This is a genomic window from Thermoflexus sp., from assembly GCF_025055495.1.
Classification (GTDB): Bacteria; Chloroflexota; Anaerolineae; order Thermoflexales; family Thermoflexaceae; genus Thermoflexus.
This window is the reverse complement of record NZ_JANWXB010000367.1, coordinates 1-19,843: the sequence shown is the minus strand read 5'-3', so window position 1 is coordinate 19,843 and position 19,843 is coordinate 1. Positions and strand designations below refer to the sequence as shown.

The following is a 19,843-nucleotide window of genomic DNA, read 5'->3' as shown; positions in this document are numbered from 1 at the left end:
GCATAGTCGATGGATCGATAGCAAGCATAACCGCGTAAAAGCAAATGAAGACTCCAACAAATTTCAGGACAGCAGACGCCCATGCGTCCAAGGAAAAGGGCTCTAAAAGATCGGACAGCAAAAGCACAAGCAAAATAGCTGTCAGCAGAACAACTGCCATTCGCCACAGCTCGAGGGCTTGCAGCCCATCTAACTGCAGATCGCGTCGGAGAAAGAACCACGCCAGAACCCATCCGATCGCCAGCGCCAGCCCTACCGCCCCGCACGTGCCCAGCGCGCCCCATTGCAGCGTCAATGGCACCCCGGCAATCCCCAAAACCCCTACCTGAATCCACTGCAATACGGCCGCCCGCCCGGGCTTTCCCGTTGCGTTGAGCAGGACCCCGGCATGCTCCAGATGAGGCCGCACTACAAAAAAGGCGATCAAGATCTGAAGAAAGACCACACTGGGCAGCCAGCGCTCTCCATAGAGAAGCAGAACGATCTCCCGGGCAGTCAGCAGGATGGCCAGCGCCAGCGGGCTGGCGATCATCCCGATCGCCCAGGTGATCATAGCCATCATCTTCTCCAGTCGCTCTCGATCCCCCTGCAAACGAGCATACGTGTAGAAGACCGTGCGCGCCAGCACAGCGTTAAAGACCAAAGCCGGCCACTGGGCGATCCGATAGGCCCGATCATAATAGCCCAGGACCGTCACGCCCACAAAGGTGCCGATCAGAAAGTTGTCGAGCTGCGCGAACAGCGTCCCGGCCATCAGCCACAGGCCAGCGGCACCCCCAAAGCGCAGAAACGAGAGGGCCAGATCCCGGCGAAACCCCCAGCGCGCCCTCCACAAATGGGGCATCCCTTGGCGCGCAATCACCAGCAGGCCCAATAAAAGAAAGCTGTAGACAGTCGTCTGCGCCACCAGGCTCCACACCCCGCCCCCGTGAAGCGCCAGCCAGAAGGCGGGAAGGTATGAGAGAGGGAAAACCAGGCTCTGATACAGACTGGTCGCCCCAAACCGAAGCTCCTTCTCCAGCAAGGTCCCGGCGATGCTCGCGATGCCCTCCAGAAAAGCAGCGAAGGAGAGAACGAGGGCCGCCATCACTACCTGCTCGCCGTAACCCAGCGCGCGTAACACGGGAACCATCATCCCCATCAGCACCAAGCCCCCCAACGCGGCCGCCCCCTCCAGAACCGCGTAGGTCCCCAGGGATTCCCCGGTGGTCTCCGGATGCTGTCCGAAGGCATACCCCAGCCTCAGCTTAGTCTGGATCCGGAAGAGCTGAGCGAAAAACATCGCCAGGGCGAAGGTCCCGAAAGCCTCCGGCGCCAGCATGCGGGTCAGGAGGATGTTGGCCACGAACCCAAAAGCTAACGTCCAGTAGGCGCTCAGGGCCACCCACAGCCCGCCCCGCACCGCCCGATAGGCCAGAGGCTCCTCCGATGTTGCTCGCTCCACAGGCGCTCCTTCCCACCTTCGAGACGTTTCGGGCGCTCCCTCTCTCCGATTGTATACGCTCGAACCCCCGCAGACGCAGACCCAGGATAAGCGGGCCTTTCCTGTTCCCCTACCCTGCCTCGCAGCCGAAGATGGAGAGATCGAGGGTGGGAACAGATCATGAACCCTTAGCTGTAGGGGCGGCGGGAGAATCGCCGAATAGAAGAAACAGCGCCGGTCTGACCGATCTCCCTTTTCTCAGCCTATCTCCCGATTGAGCGGGAGAGGAATCGGCAAATCATCATAGGCGAGATGGCTCTGGCTGCGGTGTCCTCCCCCGAGCGGGTCACCGGACAGCACAGCGAAAGCCCGCCGCCAGCAGGGCGGATTGGAGGAGGAACCCCCTTGAAGGCGCCGGAGGGGATCACCGGGTTGGGATCAGGACCAGATCAAGGATCCCATCGGTCTGGCCTGGCTGAGGATAATACTGAGTCACCAGCGTCTGGTAACCCGGGGCGGTGACCCGGATGTGAATGTGAGGGGGACGACCGCTGTAGGCGGGTGGGAAGTGGCTCTCGAAACGATACGTTCCATCCGGCCCAGCGAACACGGTGGCCCGATACGCATCCGCATACCGGCCATCCGGTCCCGCGAGCCAGAACTCAATTTGCGCCCCCGCGATCGGAGCGCAGTCCGCGCTGGACCGAACCACGCCGCGCAACACATGCCCCTGCCCCACGCGATCGCGCACTGGAGCGCCGGGCTTATAGAACGGCCCCAGGGCATCCGGGGGAGTCGGCGCGCAGGCCTCCGGCGAAGGGGTAACGGACGGAGAGGGATAGGATTCCCCCGGAGCCATAGAGGGGATAGTGGGGGTCAGGACGAAGGGCTCCACCGTCACGGTGGGCGAAGGTCCCTCTGTCACCACGGGGATGTCCCTGGCCGGTTCGACAGCAGGCGGACGGTTAGGGCCCCAAAGGGACCCACAGGCGGTCAAGAGAAGCCAGCTGCTCCAGACGCTCCATCCGATCCATCGCTTCATGACGCCCATCCCAAGTTCTTAAAGGGTAGGAGTTGCGCCGTTGGGGCCTGCCGGGCGAGGCGGGATGCTCCTAATCTCCCCTGCTCTCCCCTGCCCACGGCCCAAGGGGCCGTGGGCAGGGGATGGAAGGTTTCTTGAGGGGAGGCGAACGGCGTAACTCCTAAGGGAATTACTGGAACCCAGATCGCGCGCTCAAGGGGTGAATGAGATGAACGTTAACGTTGGGGCTGGGGTTGAAGATGAGGGAGGATCTGGCGAAGCAAACGCTCCCGGGGCTGATATCCGACGATGCGGGCAACCTCGCGCCCCTCCTTAAACAGGATGAGGGTGGGAATCCCCATCACCCCATAGCGCATGGCAAGCTCCGGATAGTCGTCCACATTCAGCTTGCCCACTTTCAGAACCTGAGCGTATTCCCGAGCGATCTGGTCCACGATGGGCTCCAGGGCCTTGCACGGCCCGCACCACTCGGCCCAGAAGTCCACCAGGATCGGCTTATCGGAGCGCAGGACTTCCTGATCAAAGTTATGCGCCGTGATCACGACCTTGTGTTCGCTCATCGCGGATTCCTCCTTAAAATAACAAGGGATTTTTATTCCCCTTCACATCCAAGGGGGCCGTGGAGAGAGGGGATACTGAGAGGTGGGGACTTTCCACCTTGCCCAATTGGCCCCTCCACTGCGTAACGCATAAAGAGAGAAGAAACGACCACAGCCCTCGGTGGCCTTCTCTGTCCCTGAAAGCCACCGGAAGAGCGGCGGCCAAGCGATCCATTCCGCTGCTGGCTCAGGATCAAACCATCCCGGTCGGGCCGGATGGCTCTTCCTGGAGAACAATGATCGTCACCGGCCCACGCCCGGGGACTTCCCGATGCGAGCCGTCACAGAAAGGGAAGTTGCGCGATTGAAAACAACGACACATGGTCACCCGTTCTCCGGGCCGAACCCGCACTGTTGTCCGCGGATGATCCCCCCACGTAGTCTCATGCTCGGCCATACCCATGACCCTCCGGAGGGTAGCTTCGATAAGACGTTTTGAGTCTATGCGATGGGCCGCATGGCGTCAAAAAAATGCGCTACGAAGAGGCGGGTGGACTTCACTGTATGCGAGGGGCTTTTCCAACGAAGAATATCCTTAGGGCGGCCAGGGTTGTCGAAGGCGGCCCTGCCTGCCCCAAGAACCCAAAGCCCACAAGCCATCCGGGAAGGCGCCTCTCCAGGCGCGCCAGAGTCATGCGGCACGAAGGAGGATTTCCATCCGCCCCTCCCAGGCTCGCTGGAGTTCCTGAATCCGACTTTCCAGCGAGCGAAGAGCGACGAGGAGCTCGCTATTTCCACGAAGGGCCTGATCCAGGGCATCCACATTCTCTTGCAGTTCCTCAGCCTTCTGAAAGAGATCCGCATCAAATCGGTAAAGCGCCTCGAGCTCTCCTTCCTGAATGCGGATGGCGTCGAAGAAGCCGGCGTAGCCATAGCGCGCCACCCCGATTTGATCCGCCAGCGTCTGGATCCGACGAACCGCGCGATCCAGCTCGTCCGCATGGGAGAGATCGCGATCGGCGAGCTCGCGCTGAAGCCCCAGGAGCCGATCGGCGATCCCCAGAAGCCGGCGACGGATCGCTTCCCGGAGGATCCGATCCGCATCCCGCCGCTGCTCTTTTTCTTTGTATCCGGCATAACCGGGCAGAAGCCGAAGCCATCGCTCCAGAGCGGGGCGGTTCGCTTTCACGCGCTCCAGGATCTCATCCATAGGAACCCCCATTCGCGCAAGGGAGTCTGAAGCTCAGCCCATCATCACCGGAGCCTACGGTTTGCTTCCTCGGGAGGCCTCTGAATTCTCCCCTCCCCACGGCTTGAAGGGGCGTGAGAGAGGGAACGCAGGAGGTGGGGCCCTTCCACCTCGCCCGATCGACTTCCAACGGCGTAACGCCTGTCATCCACGATCTCATCCGGATACTGGGGAGAGGACAGAGCTGCCAAGGATGGCTCTGCCCACCTCTTCACCTCCCCGGATGTGGGACCGGCAATTCATAGCGGGCCTTCGGGGGCCAGCTCCGAGAGACAGGTTTTCTTCAGGATCACGGCCGGCGACTCTTTCCCTCCGCCAGCTCGACGATCTGACGCAACAGCGTGACCAGCGTGACAGCGCTCTGGACCAGAGCGGCTGGGGATAGTCGCGCGCTTCCTCCGCGCTCATGACGGGCCCGCACGTAGAGATAAGCGGCCAGCACCCCGAACAAAGCGCCCAGAGCTCCCCCCAACAACAACCATCGTTCCTCACGGCGCACCGTTCGTCCTCCTCAGCGATTCGTTGTCGCGTTGCCTCCTATAATAACTCAATCCCGCTAAATCGCTGAGGGATTAGAGCGAAGATCTTTTCTTCTCCCTCCCCATTGCCCGGAGGGCCGCAAGGAGAGGGAGGGAAGAAAGGGGAAGGGGCTATTCTTCCGGACTGGTTTCAGTTCCTCAAATCCCCGGTTGATAGCCGGACAAAGCACTGGTGCTTTGTCCAGTTATCAGCTGGGGGTTTAAGGAAAGGAAGGGAATCGAAGCCCGTCTGGAAGGCCATGGCCCCCCGCACCGCCCCCGAAACCCCCCAAACGAAAAATGGACAAAGCACTGAGCAACTCCTATGGTATTTTTAGGGTGGGGCCGCCTTGGGCGGCCCCGCCCATCCTTATTTAATCCCGAGGAACCACGTGACAACGGCGGCAGCGAGCTTCGTAAGTTTCGCTTCCTCCCACCAGGATGACTGGATCGTCATAGCGAGCGGGCCTTCCATTGATGAGCCGCTGGGTCCGGGTAGCGGGCGCCCCGCATACCACACAGATCGCATGGAGTTTATCCACCTGCTCCGCCTGGGCCATTAAAAGCGGCATCGGCCCGAACGGCTCGCCCCGGAAGTCCATATCCAGGCCGGCCACGATGACGCGGATCCCCCGATCTGCCAGTTCCTGAACCACATCCGCGATCTCCCAATCAAAGAACTGGGCCTCATCGATCCCCACCACGGTGGTCCCGGGAAGGAGGTGCTCCAGGATCGCTCGGGCGTGGGAAACAGGGATAGCCTCGATGTCCATGCCGTTATGGGAGCGGATCCTCTCGGTCCCATAGCGGGTGTCGATCAAGGGTTTAAAAACCTGAACTTGCTGGCGGGCGATCTGGGCGCGGCGGAGCCGGCGGATCAGCTCCTCGGTTTTGCCGCTGAACATGCAACCGCAGATCACTTCCACCCAGCCTGTCCGCGCGGAGTCCATGCCGCCTCCCTTCTAGAACGATGGCTTCGGATTTTCGGGCATAGGACGGCGGGCCATAGGGAGAGGGATAAAAGCTTTCTTCGGGGACGGAGCTGGACTCGAAGGCGCTCCGCTTTGCCCCCCAAGCCCCCCTGAGGATGAGGAAACGAACGGCGTCGCTCCTATTAGGTTAAAACAATGCGAGCGGGCCCTTTCGGACCCGCCCGCATCGCTCTATTCGCTCTCACCCTCCTCCAGAGTCTCGAGGATCTCCTCCGGCTCCTCGACGACCTCGATCACTGTTTCCTTGCGCTTGCGACGCTGCGCCCGCTCCGCTCGCGTCTTCAGGTAGGCCTCATCGCGGGCGCTCAGACGCCGCATGAAGCGATCCACCTGGCCCTCTTTGTCGACGATCCGTTGCTCGCCGGTAAAGAACGGATGACATTTCGAACACACATCCGTCCGGATCACCGGCACTGTCGCGCCGGTGGTCCAGGTGTTGCCGCAGGCGCAGATCACTTGAGCGTTGGGATACCATGCGGGATGAATCCCCGGCTTCATGCATCACCTCCATTTTGCGATGCGCCATTCGGGCGGACCGGCTCTGGATACACGCTCACCCGTTTGCGGCCGCCGCGCATGAACTCGAAACGCACATACCCGTCGATCAGGGCGAAGAGGGTATAATCCCGGCCCATCCCCACATTCTGGCCAGGGTAAATCCGGGTGCCGCACTGCCGGACCAGGATATTTCCGGCCCGCACGAACTGGCCATCGAACCGCTTCACACCGCGGCGTTTGGACTCGCTATCCCGTCCATTGCGGCTGGCGCCGCCACCCTTCTTGTGGGCCATGGTTGCCTCCTGTCATGCAGATGCCAGGGCGCCGGTTTCGATCGCCTCAATCCGCAGGACCGTGTAAGTCTGGCGATGGCCCTGCTTACGCCGATAGCGCTTGGCGCCCGGTCGGTATTTGAAGACGATGATTTTCTCTCCCTTTACCTGCCCCAGCACGGTCGCCCGCACCCGGGCCTCCGGAAGGACCGGCTGGCCGATCCGAACCCGTTCTCCTTCCCCGACCATAAGGACCCGGTCGATCTCCAGCGAAGCGCCGGGCTGGAGAGGGAGCTTCTCGACCTGGATCTGATCGCCCACTTTCACGCGATATTGATGCCCGCCGATTTCGATCACCGCAAACACGATGAGACCTCCTGTGGATCGCTGCGTTTTCCGAAGAGGGGAGCGTCGGAGACGCCCGTCCTCCTCTCGCCTCAGGCTGGGGAAGTCATTCCAGATGGCCGCTCCAGCCTTCGGTGGAGGGAAGGCCACAGGCCAGGTTATGTAAAGAAAGGGCCGCCCCGGGCGGCCCTTTCCGCTGGCTGCGGGGGGAGGACTCGAACCTCCATACCCGGATCCAGAGTCCGGTGTGTTGCCCCTTACACCACCCCGCAGGGCCGTTCTTCATTTTACACGGGGCCCGCTTTTTCGGTCAAGCCCGCTCCCCCTTGTTGGCCAGGCTCTCTTCCGGGGTCCTGTTCCCTTCAAAGGGCGGGAAGGGAATCCTGGGGCAGGGCCGTTGAAAAGGGTTTGGCCCTACCTCACCGGGCATATCCTTCACAGGAGGCCCAACGCCAGGCCGATGGCCAGGCAGAGAAGAGCGGCCAGGCCGAAACGCCACGTCACAGCCATCCAGGGCGCGTAGCGTGCCCGTTGATCATGGAGAACTTCCGTCAGCGGCCGCTGTTCCCGCATCGCCTGCCATGGCGCGGCCATGTTGCCGCCCATCTCCGCGATCGCCGGGAACGCCGCGATGAGGAAATAGACCAGGCCGATCCAGAACAGGCCGTCCGAGATCCGATGGAAGGTGATGCCCCCCTGAATCCCGCTGAGCACCACGGCCAGTCCTACCGCTATCCCAGTCAGCCCAAGGATCTGCATTCCACCCCGATAGAAGCGAGACATCTCCGCGCTCCTTTCCCGGTTCCAAACAGGATGCCCCCATGGGGCATACAGACAACCAATCAAGATATCATGCTGTCCGTTTGCCCAAAATCTGGTTTTGTAATCGCGTCTGAATCATTCTCAATCGACAGGACCTCCCATAGGACCGGTCCTCGCGCCCGCCCCTATGGGATGTCCTCCAAATTCGGTTGTGCTTCCTCACCTTTTCCATTCCAGATCCCGCCAGGCAGGGATTCCGGCGACGCCTTCCGCTGCCTGGATCGCGCGGATAACGGCCTCGGCCACGGCCTCCGCCGCGAAGGCTCCCACGATGCTGACATCGGCCTCCTTTTCGCCCGTTGCCAGTGCGAAAATCATATCGCCGTCCAGCATGGTATGGGCCGGGCGGATGGTGCGGGCAAGGCCGTTGTGGGCCATCTGCGCCACCTTGTTCGCTTCCTCCTTGGTCAATATGGCGTTCGTGGCGACCACGCCGATCACCGTGCTTTCGGGGATCCGCCGGCGGAAGCTCAGCGAGACCTGACCGGCCAGGATCCGCAGGACGGTCATCGTATCGGCGAACCCCTGGCCGTCCGGACGTCGGGCACCGGCCAGGATCGCCCCCGTGTGGGGATCCACCACGTCGCCGAGGGCGTTCACGGCCACCAGCGCGCCGACCAAAATCCCGTCCCCGATCTCCAGGCAGGCAGTGCCGATCCCTCCCTTCATGGCGTATTGCATTCCGAGGATTTTGCCTACTGTCGCGCCGGTTCCTGCTCCCACGTTCCCTTCGGGCACCGGCCCATCGGTCGCGGCCAGGCATGCGGCGTAACCCATCGCCGCGTCCGGACGGACGCGGGGATCCCCGATCCCGAGGTCATAAAGGATCGCAGCGGGGACGATGGGCACTCGTCCGCCTGGGGTCTCGAATCCCACCCCGCGTTCTTCCAGATAGCGCATCACCCCCGAAGCGGCGTCCAGGCCGAAGGCGCTGCCGCCGGCCAGCACCACCGCGTGCACCTCCTGAACCAGGTGCATGGGGCGCAAGGCATCTGTCTCGCGGGTCCCCGGCGCGCCGCCACGCTGGTCCATCCCGGCGACGGCACCCATCTCACAGAGCACCACGGTGACTCCAGTGAGGGCCTGCAGATCCTGAGCGTGACCTACCCGGATGCCTGGCACATCTGTGATTGCGAGATGGCGGAGCGGCATCTTCCCTCCCGATGATAAAATTCATGGGCCAGCCCCTTGGATCCGGATGGGTTTTAAGATCCCGACGGCTGGAGGGGCAGGCCGCCTTCGATCGAGCGCTCTCCTCTATGCTACGCCATTATCGGGATTTGGGAACTTTCCGCATGCCTCCCTTCAGCGCTAAACGTTCGCGCTTTTTCCCCAGGGCGCGGCGGCTCGCGAGAAACCTGATGGGCTGGGGGATGATCGTCCTGATCGCGTGCGCCCGACCGATGATCCGGGAGCCGCTTCCTCCAACGGAGATCCCTGAGCCGCGGTCTCCCGCCCGGCCTGTGGTTTCTCAGACGCCCACCCCGGATCCCCCCCGAAGCGGTGTGCGCCCGGATCGGGAGCTTTACCTGGTGCAGGCTGGGGATACTTTAATCGGCCTGGCGCAGCAATTCCAGACGACCGTCGAGGCCATCCTGGCGATGAACCCCGGCGTCGATCCCCGGCGGTTGATGATCGGACAACCCCTGTGGATCCCGTTGGGGGTTCAGGAGCAGGGCCCCGCCGGGAAACTGATCCCGGATTCGGAGCTGGTGTATGGCCCGGCGTATCTGGATTTCTCCATCTCGGAGACCATCCGTCGGTTCGGAGGCTATCTGAGCCGTTATCGGGAGACCGTTGGAGGGCGGACGTTAAGCGGGGCGGAGATCCTGGAGGAAGTGGCCCGGAATCACAGCGTGGGCCCTCGTGTGTTGCTGGCCTTGCTGGAGATGCAAAGCCGATGGGTGCGCGGGGAGCCTCCCGATGAGCGAGCCCGGCTTTATCCGATGGGATGGGAAAGGCCAGGCTACGAAGGGCTCTACCGACAGCTGAACTGGGCCGCTGATCGCCTCAACGATGGGTATTACGGTTTCAAGGGACGCCATATGTGGACGGTGCGTTTCGCGGATGGACGGCGGGTTCGGGTGGCCGATGGACTGAATGCCGGGACGGCAGCGGTGCAGGCCTTTCTGGCGGCGGTGCTTCCCCTGGAGGCCTGGATCGGGGCCATGGGGCCGGGTGGATTCCCGGCCATCTACCGCGCGCTGTTTGGAGAACCGTTCCGCTCGGAACCGATCCCATCGCCGCCTGCCGAGCCGATCTGGCGGCTGCCCTGGGGCGATGGGGAGCTGTGGTATTTCACCGGCGGGCCGCATGGGGGGTGGGGGAACGGCGCAGCGTGGGGCGCCCTGGATTTCGCGCCGCCGGATGTGGACGGATGTGTGCCCTCTCGCTACTGGGTGCGGGCGGTCGCCGATGGCGTGGTGGCCCGAACAGGGGAAGGCCTGGTGGTGCTGGATACGGATGGGGACGGGCGGGAGGAGACCGGATGGGTGATGGTCTACCTTCACATTGCCGCCGAGGGGCGAATCCCACCCGGCGCTCGGGTCCGGGCAGGAGATCCCCTGGGGCATCCTTCCTGTGAAGGAGGGTTCGCCGACGCGACCCATGTCCATCTGGCCCGCCGCCTGAACGGCGAGTGGGTGCCCATCGAGGCCGGGCGCCCCTTCCGCTTGGGGGAATGGGAGGCCCTTCCCAGCTTCACCCTCTACGAGGGCGTGCTGGTTCGAGGAGAGGAGCGGAAGAGCGCCTGCGCCTGTAAGGACGAGCCCCGGAACGGAATCCGGGCTCCATAATGGGGCGGATGGGAAGTGGGAGGAGATGATGCGGAGAGGCTACAGAAGCTACCCACCTCGCCATCCTCATCTTACACGCGATGCCTCTCCGCCAGGCCCTTCGGGCTCGCGGAGAGGCCATGGACGGCCCGTCCCCTATCCGTCCGCAGCGAACCACGACCGGGATTGCAATGAAGCAGGGCGGAGGCCGATCGGACGCCCGACGTCCTGGCTCCCAGTATAATGGGCATAGGCGTTCTTCTGGCGGAAGGGGGCGTTTCATGAGGGAGACTCTCCGCAGGCCTGGGGTATTGCAGGCGTTTTTAAGGAGCCCGGACCCCTCGGAGATCGCCGAGACACTGGTGGCCTTCGCGAACACCGACGGCGGCGTCTTAGTGATCGGGATGGATCCGGAGGGCAGAGCCATCGGGGTAGATCCGGAGGAGGTGGAGGATGCCCTCCGACAGGCTCTGCTCCGTTGCCGGCCCCCCGTCCCGTCCCGATGGGAGCAGAATGAGGTGGATGGAAGAACCATCGTCTTTCTCCACGTCCCCCGCAGCCCGGAGCTCCACAGCCTGGATGACGGTCGGGTCCTGATCCGGCGGGGCGCGGAAAACCGCCCGTTGGAGGGGCGGGAGATCCAGCAGCTGGCGGCGACCAAATCCATCGGGGACTATGAGGCGGAGGCCGTGCCTGGGGCCGCCCAAGCCGATCTGGACGAGGCGGTGATCCAGGAATATCTCGGCAAGCGGGAAGCCCGTCAGCGCCGGCCGATCGTCGGGACGGTGGAGGAGTTGCTGGTGGAGATCGGGGCCCTGACTCCGGATGGACGGCCTACCGTAGCCGGGATCCTGTTGTTCGGCAAACAGCCCCAGCGGTTCCTCCCCCAGAGCGGAGTGGTTTTTGTGAAATATCCCGGCACGACCCCGCATGGCGAGGAGGGATTGCCCGGATATGCGCGCCGGGAGGAGATCGGCGGTCCCCTGGCGCGGATCATCGAGCAGGCCTGGAAGGTCGTGTGGGATGAGATGCAGGTGGGGGCCGTGGTGCGGGGTCTGGAACGGGAGGAGCGGCCGGAGTATCCTCCCTTCGCGGTGCGGGAGGCGATCGTCAACGCGGTCTGCCATCGGGACTATCGGTTGCGGGGCCGTCGAATTGAGATCCGCAAGTTCGCCGATCGCCTGGAGGTGAGCAGCCCCGGGGGGCTGCCAGGGCATATCACCCTGGACAACATCGTCGATGAGCATTACTCCCGCAATCCTCGCATCGTCTCCGGGCTGTTCTACTGGGGATACATCGAGGAGCTGGGCCTGGGGATCGATCGGATGATCGAGGAGATGATCCGGGCCGGCCATCCCCAGCCGAAGTTCATCGCCCAGCCCTATTCCTTCACCGTGATCCTTTACAACCGGCAGGAACGCGCGCCCGTTCCGATGGGGGAGCCCCGGATGAACGAGCGCCAGTTGAAGGCGTTGCAATACATCCGGGAGCATGGGCGCATCACCAACCGGGAATACCAGCAGCTGTGCCCGGGGGTCTCCCCGGAGACGCTCCGGCTGGATCTGGCGGACCTCGTTCAGCGAGGGATCCTTCTGAAGATCGGGGAGAAACGCGGGACGTATTATATCCTCAAGTGAGATTTTATCCCCAGATTTCCCAAATCGGATTTGGGATAACAATATGGTTAACTGGTCGCCGCCGTTTCCAGTGATCGGCGGGATCCCCCTGGGGGGGATCCTGGCCCTGGGGCTTGCGGGGATGTATGGCCTGCTTCTCGGGTGGAGGCTGAGAGGGCCGTCCATTGGTCCTCTGGCGGGGATCGCTCTCTATGGGGGCTTGGGGCTGTTGTGGCAGGGGCTATGGGCGATCGCGGTCTGGGAAGGAAGTCCTCCCCTGGTGCGATTCACGGCCTGGAACCTCGCCGGTCTTCTCCTGTCGTTCCTCCCCTTCGCGGCTTGGTGGTGGATCGGGTCCTTCCTGGGGCGTTCCCTTCCCTCGTATGCTAAGGTGGGGATCGGCTTGGCGGGAGGGATCGCGCTGATCGCGGCCGCGCTTCCTTACCGCCCGGAGACCGGGAGGGAATTGCTGGCCTGGTGGCAGTCCGTTCGATGGCCTGGCGATCCCATCCTGGCCTCCTGGGGGATTCGGGAGGGGCTCTGGGGGATCGCTACGGCGATCGGCCTGGGAGGGCTGGGATGGGCCTATCGGCATACCACCCGACCGCTTCATCGGAACCGGCTGGCTTATGGGCTTTTAGGCGCGCTGCTGATCACGCTGGGGGAGAGCCTGGCGTGGACGTCCCGGGCGGATTGGATCATGCTGGGGTGGGTCATCCGGGCCACCGGGATGGGCCTGATCGTTGCGCTCTCCCGTTTTTCCGAACTGCCCTCTCTGCAGCGGGCGGGACGGGCGCTTCTGATCTTCACGCTCGGCTGGATCCTGGAGGGGGGGCTGATCGGGGGCACCCTGGCCGGGTTCCGGTTCGTGCGAGAGGGTCGTCTGGAGCTCATCCCCACGGGGGTCGAGCTCGCCTTAGCCGCTTGGGGGAGTGCGTTGATGGCCATGCTCATCGGCCGGCCGCTCCAGGGATGGCTCCGGCGCCGCCTGATGCCCTCCGTGGAGGAGCCCGCCGCGCTGGTCCGCCGGTATGCCCAATCCATCAGCAACCTGCTCGACGTCCAGCGGGTCGCCCAGGTCGCCTTCGCGGTGTTACAGGAGGCCTTCGGGCTTCGGCGAGGGCTGTTGCTGCTGTTCGACGATCAGCCGGGCGGCTGGGTGGAGGCTCGGGCGATCGCGGGCCTGGGGGAGGCCCCATCGGAGCCGGGCCGGTTTGCCCCCGATAGCCTCATCCTGCGCGCATGGCAGGAAGGCCGTCCGCTCACCCAGTATCAGATCGACTTCGGGATGGCCTTTCAGAAGGGGAGCCCGGAGGAGCGGCGCTGGCTCCAGGGCCTGGGCGTGGAGCTCTTCATCCCTATCCGGTCTCAAGCCGTATTGCTGGGCTGCCTGGCTCTGGGAGCGCGGGGCGGCGTAGCGGCTTACAGTCCAGCGGAAGTGGATCTCCTGGCCTCGATCGCGGAGCAGACGGCAACGGTGCTACAGAACATCCGCCTGGTGGAGGATCTGCGGCGTCTGAATATCCGCCTGGCGGAGCTGAACGAGGATCTGGCGCGGACCGCCCGGCGGCTGGAGAAACTGGACCGGGCCAAAACCCACTTCATTGAGATCGCCTCCCATGAACTGCGGACTCCCTTGACCCACATCCGCGGCTATGCGGATTTGCTGGCGGAGACCCTGGGGGAGCAGCGGGAAGCCGACGGAACCATGGAGCGCATCCTCCAGGGGCTTCGCCGCTCCGCCCTGCGCCTGGAGGAGATCGTCAGCGCGATGCTGGACATCTCTCAGATCGATGCGGAGGCCCTTTCGATCTATCCGATCTCCATTCAGATCCCCACCCTGATCCGCATGGCGGTGGAGCCCCTGGAAGGGGCGATCGCGGAACGGCGTCAGAACCTGATCATAGAGGCGCCGGATGCGCTCCCCGTGATCTACGGGGATCTCACCCGCCTGGTGCAGGCCCTGCGGCACATTGTGCAGAACGCCATTAAGTTCACGCCGGACGGGGGGACCATCACGATCCGCGCCCGATCCGTTCCCCCGGAGGAAGCGGGAGGATCGGCGTATGTGGAGATCGCGGTGCAGGATACGGGGATCGGGATCGACATCGAGGATCAGGCGCTGATCTTTGAGAAGTTTTACCGAGTGGGGCCGATCGAACTGCACTCCACGGGCTCGGTGAAGTTCAAGGGGGCGGGCCCGGGGCTGGGGCTGCCGATCGCCCGGGGGATCATCGAGGCCCATGGCGGGCGGATCTGGGTGGAGAGCCCCGGCTACGATGAGACCCGATGCCCCGGCAGCACGTTCTACATCTGGCTTCCGGTGATCCCCCGCTCCATGGAGACCGGACAGGAAATCCTCAACCAGCGGGTTTGACTGGTGTCATTTTTCACCGGACACGGATCCTTCGAGATGAGATCTCTCTATGGCACTACCTCAAATCCCTGTTCTGCAAAATGGCAGTCGAAGGTGAAGGCGATGCGGATGCCCAACCGGCGCATCAACTCAAAACTGGTATAGTCCACCAGACTGATATCCGGGCGGCGAGCGGCCAGGAAAGCGCTGACAGCCGCCCGGTGGATGCTGGGCCGAATCCATAAAATCCGAAAGGCCGGGGCCATTTCGGTGATAAAGCGCAGCGCGGCTTCCACCCCCAACTGCCGTTGGATCAGCGCAACGCTCTCCAGGAAAACGTAATTCGAGCAAACCAGAGTGACGGGTTGTTCCATCCACTCCAACCATACCGTCTTCGCATACGGATGATAGCGATCCCCCGCATCCAGCAGCGCATAGATGGCCGAGGTATCCACAAAGAGCATCATTCGCCATATGCCTCTGCCAGATAGTCATCATGGCGTTCTGAAACATCCGACAGGCCGGAGCGGAACTGGCCGATGACCGCCAGGGCTCGCCGCCGACGTTCGATATCGGAAACCCCGGCGGAAGTCTCCAGCCATTCTCGCACCGCCCGGCGGATCAACGCCGCCACCGACACTTTCTGACGCGCCGCCAGTTCTTTCAACGCGCGATAATTGCAAAATCTCAGGAGGCCTCCGACTTTCCGGACAGCCCGCCGAATGCACCGTCCTTCCGTTAGCGTCTGTGCTCTTGCCCTCTCCTCTTTCCCTTTGCGGTTCACCCCTTGACAACGCATCGCGTTGCTTTTACAATCGTTTTTGAAAAAGTTGATTTCGAATTCACATTTGTGAACCCCGATGGACGACGAGCGGCTGGCCGAGATTGCGTCCTGGTATTATGAGGACGGACTGGATCAGGCGGCGATCGCCCGACGGCTGGGGTGCTCGCGCTCGATGGTCTCCCGCTACCTCAAGGAGGCTCGCGCCCGCGGCCTGGTGGAAGTCCGAATCCGCCATCCCCTCAAAACGGATCCTCAGCTGGCGAAAGCGCTGCAAAGCGTCTTCCCCCTTCGAGAAGCCCGCGTCCTCGCCGATCCGCCATTGGACTCGCGCCTGCTCCTGCGTCGCCTGGGGGAGCTGGGGGCTCGTGGGCTGCAGGAGCAGCTGCGTCCGGGCGTCCGGATTGGGGTGAGCTGGGGCACAGCGGTCTACGAGGTCGTTCGGGCGATGCCCGAGCTCCCGGTGAGGGGGGCCCAGGTGATCCAGATCATCGGCGCCCTGGGGTCCGGCGATCCGATGATCGACGGACCGGAGCTCGCGCGCTGGCTGGCGGAGAAGCTAGAGGCTTCGGTCCGACATCTGCACGCTCCATTGCTGGTGGAAAGCGAAGCCGTGGCGCAGGCGTTGCAACAAGAGCGCGCCATCGCGGAGACGCTGGCCGTGGCCCGCCAGGTGCACGTGGCGCTGATCGGGATCGGCTCGGTAGATCCCCGGCTTTCGAGCCTGCGGCGGGCGGGTTACCTCACCGAGGCCGAGCTGGAGGCGTTGCGAGCGGCCGGGGCGGTGGGGGATGTGCTGGCCCGGGCGCTGGATGGGGAGGGAAACCTTCTGGATCTTCCGCTGAACCGGCGCGTCGTGGGCCTCGAGCCGGAGGCATTGCGTCGGATCCCTACGGTGATCGCGGTGGCGGGTGGCGTCGCCAAGGCGCCGGCCATCCGAGCGGCCCTGCGCGGTGGCTATGTCGATGTGCTGGTCACCGATGCCGAGGCCGCCGCTGCGGTGTTAACCCTGGAAGGAGCAATGGTTCATGCGTGAGGCATCCATGATATCCGCCTCGGAAATCGGGATCGATCTTCCCCGGGAACGGTTGCTCGACTGGCTTTATCAGATGTATCTCATCCGGGCCTTCGAAGAGACGGTGGAGCAACTTTACGCCGCGGGGAAGATGCACGGCACGATGCATCTTTCCATCGGCCAGGAGGCGGTAGCGGTGGGGGCGATCGCTGCGCTCCGGCCGGACGATTACATCACCTCGACCCATCGGGGCCATGGCCACGCCATCGCCAAGGGACAGGACATCCGGGCCATGCTGGCGGAGCTGCTGGGGAAGGAAACCGGCGTGTGCCGGGGCCGGGGCGGGTCGATGCATCTGGCGGATCTGGAACGGGGGAACCTGGGCGCCAACGGGATCGTCGCTGGGGGGATCCCCATCGCGGTGGGCGCGGGCTTGAGCATCCGACTGCAGGGGCAGGATCGGGTGGTGCTGTGCTTCTTCGGAGACGGAGCGGCCAATCACGGGAATTTCCACGAGGGGCTGAACATGGCCGCCATCTGGCGGCTGCCGGTGGTCTTCCTCTGCGAGAACAATCAATACGCGATGTCCATGCCGATCCACAAGGCGATGGCCGTTCCCCGGGTGGCGGATCGGGCGGCGGCCTATGGGATCCCGGGGGAGGCCGTGGACGGTATGGACGTGCGGGCCGTCTACCGGGCGGTGCGAGGGGCGGTCGAGCGGGCCCGGCGAGGAGAAGGCCCCACGCTGATCGAGGCCATCACGTATCGCTATAAGGGACACTCGAAAAGCGATCGGCAGGTCTATCGCGCGAAGGAGGAGGTGCAGGCCTGGATGGCCCGCGACCCGATCGTCCGGTTCCGGGACGAATTGATCGCTCAGGGCTGGCTCTCCGAAACGGAAGCGGCAGCGCTGGAGGCGCGGGCCCGGCAGGCGATCGAGGAGGCCCTGCGGGCCGCCGAGGGGGATCCGGAGCCAGCCGTGACGCAGCTGACCGAGGGCGTCTATGCGGAGGACCCCTCGATGCCGCCCTTCTGGATCCGGCGGACCTTCGGGCCGGAGACGGCGGTGGAGCCGCCCCCTGGAACGCGAGAGCTCTCCTATGCGGAGGCCCTGCGGGAGGCGATGGCCCAGGCCATGGCGGCCGACGAACGGGTCTTCCTGATGGGAGAGGATGTCGGCGTATACGGCGGAGCGTTCGGGGTCACCCAGGGGTTAATCGACCGATTCGGGCCGGAACGGGTGCGGGATACGCCGATCTCGGAGAACACCATTGTCGGGGCCGGGTTGGGCGCGGCGCTGACCGGGATGCGGCCCATCGTGGAGATGCAGTTTATGGATTTCGTGACCCTGGCGATGGAACAGACGGTCCTCCAGGCGGCCAAGGTGCGCTATATGTTCGGCGGGAAGGCCCGGGTGCCCCTAATATTGCGGCTCCCGGGGGGATCCGGAACCGGCGCGGCGGCCCAGCATTCCGAGAGCCTGGAGGCGTGGTTCGTGCATGTGCCTGGGTTGAAGGTGGTGGCGCCGGCCACCCCCTATGATGCCAAGGGGCTGCTGCTGGCGGCACTGGCCGATGAGAACCCGGTGATCTTCGTGGAGCACAAGCTGCTCTACCGGACCCGAGGGGCGGTGCCGGAGGCGCCGTATGTCGTGCCTCTGGGACGCGCGGTCGTGCGGCGGGCCGGCCGGGACCTGACGATCGTGGCTTACTCTCTGATGGTGCTGCGCGCCATAGAGGCGGCGGAACGGCTGGCCATGGAAGGGATCGAGGCGGAGGTCATCGATCTGCGCACGCTGAAGCCGTATGACGCGGAGACTGTGATCGCCTCGGTCAAGAAGACGGGGAAGTTGCTGATCGTGCACGAAGCGCCGCTCCTGGGCGGTTTCGGCGGAGAGCTGGCCGCTCACATCGCTCAAAGTGAGGCCTTCGCCTATCTGGAAGCCCCGATCGTTCGGCTCGGCGGGGCGGATGTCCCCATTCCCTATCACCCTCGCTTGGAGCGCGCGGCAGTGCCCCAGGTGGAAGACATCGTCGAGGCGGCCCGACGGCTGGCGCGGCTGGAGCTCTAATGGAGGAGGACCGGCGGGTCCCAGCCGATATTCGGCCAACCCCGGTGTTCATCCCCTCTTCCCCGGCGGAAGCTGGGGAAGAGAGATGAAAGGGGAGGGGATCTCATCGAACCGTTCATGCCGCGGGTTCTGCCCGGGGCAGGTAGTCCCGGTGGTGGATCGATAGGAGGGGGTTAGGATGCCGGTGCCGGTGATTATGCCGAAATTCGAGATGGCCCAGGAGAGCGGGAAAGTCCTCCGCTGGTTGAAGCAGGAAGGGGACGCCGTTGCGAAAGGCGAGGCGATCCTGGAGGTGGAGACCGACAAGGTGGCCATGGAGGTAGAGGCGCCGGCCAGCGGGACGCTGGTGGGGATCCGGGTTGGGCCGGGGGAGGTGGTGCCCATCGGGCAGCCTATCGCCTTCATCCTGTTGCCCGGCGAGGTCTGGACGGCGGCGCCGACCCCCTCCCCGGCGCCCTCGCCGGGCACGCCGCGGGCGACGCCGCTGGCGGAGCGGCTGGCTCAGGCCCACGGCGTGGACCTGGCTGCAGTGCTCGGCACCGGCCCGGGTGGGCGGGTGACGAAGGCCGATGTGGAGATGTATCTGGCCCGACAGAGGATGGAAGAAGCTCCCAAGGGGGCAGTGAGGGCTGTCCCGGCCGCCCGCCGGCTGGCCCGGGAGCTGGGAGTGGATCTGCGCGAGGTGAAGGGAACAGGCCCAGGAGGCCGGATCCAATCGGCAGACGTGTTGCGGGCTGCCGAAGCGATCCCTCGGGCTGCGGAAGCGGAGGCGCTTCCTCGCCCGGCCCTTCGCCGTCGGGTGCCGCTCACGGGGATGCGACGGGCCATCGCCGAACGGATGCTCCGCAGCGTCCGCGAGGCGCCCCAGTTCACCGTGAGCGTGGATGTGGAGATGGGCCGGACCTTAGCGATGGTGGAGGATCTTTCCGCCTGGGCGGAGCGGGAGGAAGGGGTTCGGGTGACCCTAACGGCTCTCCTGATCCGGGCCTGTGCGTGGGCCCTGCGGCGGCACCCCTCGCTGAATGCGACCCTGGAGGGAGAGGAGATCCTGGAGTGGGAGGAGGTGAACATCGGGGTGGCGGTGGCGGTGCCGGAGGGCCTGGTGGTGCCGGTGGTGCCCGGGGCGGATCGGAAGGGCCTGATCGAGATCGCCCGCGCGCTGGAGGAGAAGGCAACCCGGGCGCGGGAAGGGCGGCTTCGGCCGGAGGATCTTCAGGGTGGGACCTTCACCCTCTCCAACCTGGGGATGTATGGCGTGGATCGCTTCACAGCGATCCTGAACCCGCCCCAGGCGGCCATCCTGGCCGTTGGGCGGGTGGCCAAGCGGCCAGTGGTTGAAGAGGGGGATCGAGTGGAGGTCCGCTCGATGGCCACCTTCACCCTCACCGCCGATCATCGCATCGTGGACGGTGTCCAGGCGGCGCGGTTCTTGGATGATCTGCGCATGGCCCTGGAGCGGCCGGGGATCCTGCTGGGGTAGGGGGAAGGCAGTGGCGGAAGGCAATCGGGAGGCTCCTATAGCGACCCCGA

19 protein-coding genes, 1 tRNA gene and 1 pseudogene are annotated in these 19,843 nt (G+C 64.3%); 6 read left to right on the top strand and 15 right to left on the bottom strand.

Features of this window, described 5'->3' with window-relative positions:
• The 13 genes and pseudogenes from NZM16_RS11850 to NZM16_RS11790 form a co-directional block, all read right to left on the bottom strand.
• The coding region (locus tag NZM16_RS11850) for an oligosaccharide flippase family protein (protein WP_295480547.1) at positions 1–1,444 on the bottom strand (1,444 nt) is incomplete at its 3' end.
• A gap of 403 nt (positions 1,445–1,847) precedes the next feature.
• Positions 1,848–2,465, bottom strand: coding sequence for a hypothetical protein (locus NZM16_RS11845; RefSeq protein ID WP_295480545.1), 618 nt, complete (start codon positions 2,463–2,465; stop codon positions 1,848–1,850).
• 215 nt (positions 2,466–2,680) lie between these two features.
• Complete coding sequence (trxA, locus tag NZM16_RS11840) at positions 2,681–3,025, bottom strand: thioredoxin (protein ID WP_295452453.1); 345 nt, start codon at positions 3,023–3,025, stop codon at positions 2,681–2,683.
• Positions 3,026–3,257: 232 nt separating this feature from the next.
• A complete protein-coding gene (locus NZM16_RS11835) occupies positions 3,258–3,461 on the bottom strand; it encodes a CDGSH iron-sulfur domain-containing protein (protein WP_295452451.1) in 204 nt (67 codons plus the stop codon).
• A 234-nt stretch (positions 3,462–3,695) separates the two neighbouring features.
• A complete protein-coding gene (locus NZM16_RS11830; protein ID WP_295452448.1) occupies positions 3,696–4,214 on the bottom strand; it encodes a hypothetical protein in 519 nt (172 codons plus the stop codon).
• Between the two features lie 328 nt (positions 4,215–4,542).
• Positions 4,543–4,752 carry a hypothetical protein gene (locus tag NZM16_RS11825; RefSeq protein WP_295452445.1) on the bottom strand — a complete coding sequence of 70 codons (210 nt, stop codon included), beginning with the start codon at positions 4,750–4,752 and terminating at the stop codon, positions 4,543–4,545.
• Positions 4,753–5,145: 393 nt separating this feature from the next.
• Positions 5,146–5,721: a thymidine kinase gene (locus tag NZM16_RS11820; protein ID WP_295447954.1), complete on the bottom strand. Its 576-nt coding sequence runs from the start codon at positions 5,719–5,721 to the stop codon at positions 5,146–5,148.
• A gap of 333 nt (positions 5,722–6,054) precedes the next feature.
• A pseudogene (rpmE, locus tag NZM16_RS11815) lies at positions 6,055–6,261 on the bottom strand (50S ribosomal protein L31); the annotation flags it as partial.
• Complete coding sequence (gene rpmA / locus NZM16_RS11810) at positions 6,258–6,554, bottom strand: 50S ribosomal protein L27 (RefSeq protein WP_295447951.1); 297 nt, start codon at positions 6,552–6,554, stop codon at positions 6,258–6,260. The gene rpmA and the pseudogene rpmE, both read right to left, overlap by 4 nt.
• A 12-nt stretch (positions 6,555–6,566) precedes the next feature.
• On the bottom strand, positions 6,567–6,899 hold the full coding sequence (rplU, locus tag NZM16_RS11805) for a 50S ribosomal protein L21 (protein WP_295447948.1): 333 nt from the start codon (positions 6,897–6,899) through the stop codon (positions 6,567–6,569).
• A gap of 176 nt (positions 6,900–7,075) precedes the next feature.
• Positions 7,076–7,150: transfer RNA gene (locus NZM16_RS11800), tRNA-Gln, on the bottom strand.
• Positions 7,151–7,313: 163 nt separating this feature from the next.
• Entirely contained in the window at positions 7,314–7,661 is a 348-nt protein-coding gene (locus tag NZM16_RS11795; RefSeq protein ID WP_295447946.1) for a hypothetical protein, read from the bottom strand.
• A 198-nt stretch (positions 7,662–7,859) separates the two neighbouring features.
• Positions 7,860–8,852 carry a P1 family peptidase gene (locus NZM16_RS11790; RefSeq protein ID WP_295480543.1) on the bottom strand — a complete coding sequence of 331 codons (993 nt, stop codon included), beginning with the start codon at positions 8,850–8,852 and terminating at the stop codon, positions 7,860–7,862.
• Positions 8,853–9,061: 209 nt separating this feature from the next.
• Here NZM16_RS11790 and NZM16_RS11785 point away from each other — a divergent pair, with 209 nt between their 5' ends.
• From NZM16_RS11785 to NZM16_RS11775, 3 genes are all read left to right on the top strand, one after another.
• Positions 9,062–10,495: a LysM peptidoglycan-binding domain-containing protein gene (locus NZM16_RS11785; RefSeq protein WP_295447943.1), complete on the top strand. Its 1,434-nt coding sequence runs from the start codon at positions 9,062–9,064 to the stop codon at positions 10,493–10,495.
• Positions 10,496–10,755: 260 nt separating this feature from the next.
• A complete protein-coding gene (locus NZM16_RS11780; protein ID WP_295447941.1) occupies positions 10,756–12,111 on the top strand; it encodes an ATP-binding protein in 1,356 nt (451 codons plus the stop codon).
• Positions 12,112–12,154: 43 nt separating this feature from the next.
• On the top strand, positions 12,155–14,467 hold the full coding sequence (locus tag NZM16_RS11775; protein WP_295447938.1) for a GAF domain-containing sensor histidine kinase: 2,313 nt from the start codon (positions 12,155–12,157) through the stop codon (positions 14,465–14,467).
• A gap of 47 nt (positions 14,468–14,514) precedes the next feature.
• Here the strand turns inward: NZM16_RS11775 and NZM16_RS11770 are convergent, their stop codons facing one another.
• A complete protein-coding gene (locus NZM16_RS11770) occupies positions 14,515–14,913 on the bottom strand; it encodes a PIN domain-containing protein (RefSeq protein ID WP_295480541.1) in 399 nt (132 codons plus the stop codon).
• Positions 14,910–15,245, bottom strand: coding sequence for a ribbon-helix-helix protein, CopG family (locus tag NZM16_RS11765; RefSeq protein WP_295480539.1), 336 nt, complete (start codon positions 15,243–15,245; stop codon positions 14,910–14,912). Before NZM16_RS11765 ends, NZM16_RS11770 begins: the two co-directional genes overlap by 4 nt.
• A 61-nt stretch (positions 15,246–15,306) precedes the next feature.
• Here NZM16_RS11765 and NZM16_RS11760 point away from each other — a divergent pair, with 61 nt between their 5' ends.
• From NZM16_RS11760 to NZM16_RS11750, 3 genes are all read left to right on the top strand, one after another.
• Complete coding sequence (locus tag NZM16_RS11760) at positions 15,307–16,263, top strand: sugar-binding transcriptional regulator (protein WP_295447930.1); 957 nt, start codon at positions 15,307–15,309, stop codon at positions 16,261–16,263.
• Positions 16,256–18,313 carry a pyruvate dehydrogenase (acetyl-transferring) E1 component subunit alpha gene (gene pdhA, locus NZM16_RS11755; protein ID WP_295447927.1) on the top strand — a complete coding sequence of 686 codons (2,058 nt, stop codon included), beginning with the start codon at positions 16,256–16,258 and terminating at the stop codon, positions 18,311–18,313. Before NZM16_RS11760 ends, pdhA begins: the two co-directional genes overlap by 8 nt.
• Before the next feature lie 178 nt (positions 18,314–18,491).
• On the top strand, positions 18,492–19,793 hold the full coding sequence (locus NZM16_RS11750; RefSeq protein WP_295480537.1) for a dihydrolipoamide acetyltransferase family protein: 1,302 nt from the start codon (positions 18,492–18,494) through the stop codon (positions 19,791–19,793).
• Positions 19,794–19,843: the final 50 nt, after the last annotated feature.

Bases quoted from the DNA above. Each gene is read 5' to 3' on its own strand.
- NZM16_RS11770 (WP_295480541.1), bottom strand. From the start codon at position 14,913: ATGATGCTCTTTGTGGATACCTCGGCCATCTATGCGCTGCTGGATGCG.
- NZM16_RS11790 (WP_295480543.1), bottom strand. From the start codon at position 8,852: ATGCCGCTCCGCCATCTCGCAATCACAGATGTGCCAGGCATCCGGGTA.
- NZM16_RS11845 (WP_295480545.1), bottom strand. From the start codon at position 2,465: ATGAAGCGATGGATCGGATGGAGCGTCTGGAGCAGCTGGCTTCTCTTG.
- NZM16_RS11795 (WP_295447946.1), bottom strand. From the start codon at position 7,661: ATGTCTCGCTTCTATCGGGGTGGAATGCAGATCCTTGGGCTGACTGGG.
- pdhA (WP_295447927.1), top strand. From the start codon at position 16,256: ATGCGTGAGGCATCCATGATATCCGCCTCGGAAATCGGGATCGATCTT.
- trxA (WP_295452453.1), bottom strand. From the start codon at position 3,025: ATGAGCGAACACAAGGTCGTGATCACGGCGCATAACTTTGATCAGGAA.
- NZM16_RS11820 (WP_295447954.1), bottom strand. From the start codon at position 5,721: ATGGACTCCGCGCGGACAGGCTGGGTGGAAGTGATCTGCGGTTGCATG.
- NZM16_RS11775 (WP_295447938.1), top strand. From the start codon at position 12,155: ATGGTTAACTGGTCGCCGCCGTTTCCAGTGATCGGCGGGATCCCCCTG.
- NZM16_RS11780 (WP_295447941.1), top strand. From the start codon at position 10,756: ATGAGGGAGACTCTCCGCAGGCCTGGGGTATTGCAGGCGTTTTTAAGG.
- NZM16_RS11760 (WP_295447930.1), top strand. From the start codon at position 15,307: ATGGACGACGAGCGGCTGGCCGAGATTGCGTCCTGGTATTATGAGGAC.
- NZM16_RS11830 (WP_295452448.1), bottom strand. From the start codon at position 4,214: ATGGATGAGATCCTGGAGCGCGTGAAAGCGAACCGCCCCGCTCTGGAG.
- NZM16_RS11750 (WP_295480537.1), top strand. From the start codon at position 18,492: ATGCCGGTGCCGGTGATTATGCCGAAATTCGAGATGGCCCAGGAGAGC.
- NZM16_RS11835 (WP_295452451.1), bottom strand. From the start codon at position 3,461: ATGGCCGAGCATGAGACTACGTGGGGGGATCATCCGCGGACAACAGTG.
- rpmA (WP_295447951.1), bottom strand. From the start codon at position 6,554: ATGGCCCACAAGAAGGGTGGCGGCGCCAGCCGCAATGGACGGGATAGC.
- NZM16_RS11765 (WP_295480539.1), bottom strand. From the start codon at position 15,245: ATGCGTTGTCAAGGGGTGAACCGCAAAGGGAAAGAGGAGAGGGCAAGA.
- NZM16_RS11785 (WP_295447943.1), top strand. From the start codon at position 9,062: ATGGGCTGGGGGATGATCGTCCTGATCGCGTGCGCCCGACCGATGATC.